The 2923-nt window shown below is 24.1% G+C and carries 4 protein-coding genes and 1 pseudogene; 4 read left to right on the top strand and 1 reads right to left on the bottom strand.

Annotated elements, in window-relative coordinates:
• From JG677_RS07640 to JG677_RS07625, 4 genes are all read left to right on the top strand, one after another.
• Window positions 1-141, top strand: a 141-nt coding sequence (locus JG677_RS07640; RefSeq protein ID WP_200286050.1) for a 23S rRNA (pseudouridine(1915)-N(3))-methyltransferase RlmH, incomplete at its 5' end; no start/stop codon positions are given.
• A gap of 8 nt (window positions 142-149) precedes the next feature.
• Window positions 150-512 (top strand): RNA polymerase-binding protein DksA, encoded by a 363-nt coding sequence (gene dksA / locus JG677_RS07635; protein WP_200170219.1) that lies wholly within the window; start codon window positions 150-152, stop codon window positions 510-512.
• The gene (locus tag JG677_RS07630; protein WP_200170220.1) at window positions 502-1488 is read left to right on the top strand and encodes a hypothetical protein; all 987 of its coding nucleotides are present in this window, start codon (window positions 502-504) and stop codon (window positions 1486-1488) included. Before dksA ends, JG677_RS07630 begins: the two co-directional genes overlap by 11 nt.
• Window positions 1485-2402 carry a tRNA dihydrouridine synthase gene (locus tag JG677_RS07625; RefSeq protein WP_200170221.1) on the top strand — a complete coding sequence of 306 codons (918 nt, stop codon included), beginning with the start codon at window positions 1485-1487 and terminating at the stop codon, window positions 2400-2402. Before JG677_RS07630 ends, JG677_RS07625 begins: the two co-directional genes overlap by 4 nt.
• Here the strand turns inward: JG677_RS07625 and JG677_RS07620 are convergent.
• A pseudogene (locus JG677_RS07620) lies at window positions 2399-2923 on the bottom strand (FHA domain-containing protein); the annotation flags it as partial. The gene JG677_RS07625 and the pseudogene JG677_RS07620 overlap by 4 nt on opposite strands.

Raw genomic sequence — 2923 nt, 5'->3', positions numbered from 1 at the left:
CGTAAAGAATTTATTAATACTTTAGATTTTAGCCTTTGTTTTAGCTCTTTTACTTTGGCTCATCAACTTGTAAAAATTTTATTATTAGAACAAATTTATAGAGCTTTTTGTATCAATTTTAACCACCCTTATCATAAATAGGAAATAAAATGAATAAAAACGATTTAAATTTTTTAAAAAAATTTCTTGAAAAACGCAAAAATTTTATCATAGAAAATTTACATAGCAATTCAGCAGAAATTGAAGCCTTGCACAATAGTGCTCCAAGTGATAGTGTTGATTTTTCACTTATAGAAACAAGTTCGCAAATTGATTTAGCTATTAGTGCAAATTTAAAAGAAGAATTAAATGAAATTTTAAAAGCTTTAGAAAAAATTAAAAATAATATTTATGGTATATGCGAACTTTGCGAAGATGATATTAATATAGAAAGATTAAAAATCAAACCACATGCAAAATATTGCATTACTTGTAGAGAAATTATAGAAAAAGGCGAAAACAATGAAAATTAGTCTCTTTATATTTGCTTCTTTTGTTTATATTATTTTTATAATGCTGTTTTTATTTTATCTTGATCTTGGAACTTATACTTTAAATATATTTCATTACTCTATGGAACTTCCCGTAATGACTTGGTTTGCACTTGTTCTTGTTATATTTATAATTTTTACAATTTTACATATAAGTTTTTATAGTTTTTTAAATTATTTAAAATTTAAACACTTTTTAAAGGATAGCAATAAATTTGAAAGTTTTATTATAGACTTACTTTTAGAAAAAGAAACAAAAATTAACTTTCAAACAAAAGAATTTAGACAAGTTGCTAATTTAGTAAAAACTTTAAAAACTCATCAAAAAGACAAACTTAATTCCAAAATAAATGATATTTTGGATCTAATTGATAGCGTAAAACGTGGAGAATATTGCAATCTTAACAAATTTAAACTTGAAAAAAATAACATTTTATTTTTGCAAAATGAAAAAAATCATATAAAAAATGATATCAACTATGCTTATAACAAAATAAAATATGCAGAGCAAATAGAAGATGAGCTTACAGAATATGCTTTTGATACACTTATAAAAAAAGGTACTTATGAGCAAATAAAAAATATTAAAATAAATAAAAATCAAGAACAAATTTTAACTATCATTAATCGTTTTAAAAACCAAGAATTAAAACTAAATTTAGCTGAATTTGAAGTATTAATTGATAGACCAGATTTAAATGAAAAAGAATACTTGCAAATTGCAAAATCAAGCACTAAATCTTTAAGCCCTGATGCAATTTTAAATATTTTTAAAAAAATAAAGGATAAAAATAATGAAGCTTTAAGAGCATATTTATATCTTTTAGCTAATTTTTCTATGTTTGATGAACTATTAAGTGAGATTAGAAATGATGAAAAAAGATTTAGTGATTTTTCCAATATTCTCTTATTAAGAGAGCATCATAAAAAATTTGATCTTGATAAATTAATTATATGATTGATTTTAACAATAAGCCTTTATTTTTAGCTCCTATGGCAGGATTTTCAGACTTGCCATTTAGAAATGTTGTTAAAAAATTTGGCGCTGATGTGACCATTAGCGAAATGATAAGTTCTAATGCTTTAGTATATGAAAATAAAAAAACTCTACATATGCTTAAAAAAGCAGAACTTGAAAAACCTTATATAGTTCAAATTGCAGGGAGTGATACTGAAATTATCAAAAAAGCTGTTTTAATATTAAATGAAATCGACTTTATTGATGGAATTGATTTTAATTGTGGATGTCCAGTCAATAAAGTTGTAAAACAATGTGCAGGTAGTGCTTTGCTAAAAAATTTAGACCTTTTTAAAAAACTTGTTGCAACCATTAAAGAATACAATAAAAAATCTCTAACTAGTGTTAAATTTCGTCTAGGATTTGATGAAAAATATCCTGAAAAAATGGCCAAAATTTGCGAAGAACTTGAGGTAAATTTTATAAGCATTCACGGACGTACAAGAAAAGCACTCTATAGTGGGAATGCGGATTATGAATCTATAGCTTATGCCAAAAGTCAAGTAAAAATTCCAGTGATTGCAAATGGTGATATCAATGCTTTAAATGCTAATGAAGTATTTAACATTACAAAATGTGATGGCTTGATGATAGGTAGAGCAAGTATCGGAAATCCTTGGATTTTTTATGAAATTAAAGAAAGAAAAAAAATAGATAAAACCTTGAAAAAAGAAATTATTTTATTTCACTTTGATGAGATTGTCAAACATTATGGAAATTTAGGAGTAAATATCTTTAAAAAACACCTACACGAATACTCTAAAACATATAAGAATGCTTGTGCATTTAGAGCAGAAATTAATCACTATACTAAAACTTCAGAAATGAGAAATAGCATAGAAAATTTTTTCTAATTTTTATCTTTATACGCCTCTAAAGCTAGCAAACTTAAATTTTCAAACAACTCTTTATCATTATCAATACTATCTTTAATAGCTGCACTTAAATATTTCATAAATAAGTCATTTTTCATTCCGCCAAATAAAGGACTATAGAGCTCTTTTGAAATCAAAGTCAAAGCCATAATATTAATAAGCTTAGTAGATTTTATAAGAGGAATATTTTCTATAATTTCTTCGATTTGTTTTTTTTGCAAGCTACAATCTTTAGCAAAATCAATTTTCTTTTGATCTTGTTTTAATTCTTCAAATTTTTCTTTTATAAGATTTAAAAGATTTTGATATTCAAATAATCTATCATCTTGAATTTCTAATATATCATTTTTTTGTTCTTTATTTTTAACAAAATCTAAATTATTTTTAGCTTTAATATTTTTTGCATTATCATTAAGATCAATATTAACTTTAAATCTAGGTTCTATAGCAATTTCTAGTTCATTATGTCTTGGTATATCCTCTATTTTAAGCTTAGCTTC

The sequence above is a fragment of the Campylobacter sp. TTU-622 genome (genome assembly GCF_016598965.1).
GTDB lineage: Bacteria > Campylobacterota > Campylobacteria > Campylobacterales > Campylobacteraceae > Campylobacter_D.
Note: the sequence above shows the minus strand (reverse complement) of the source record. Positions and strands in the feature narration are given on the sequence as shown.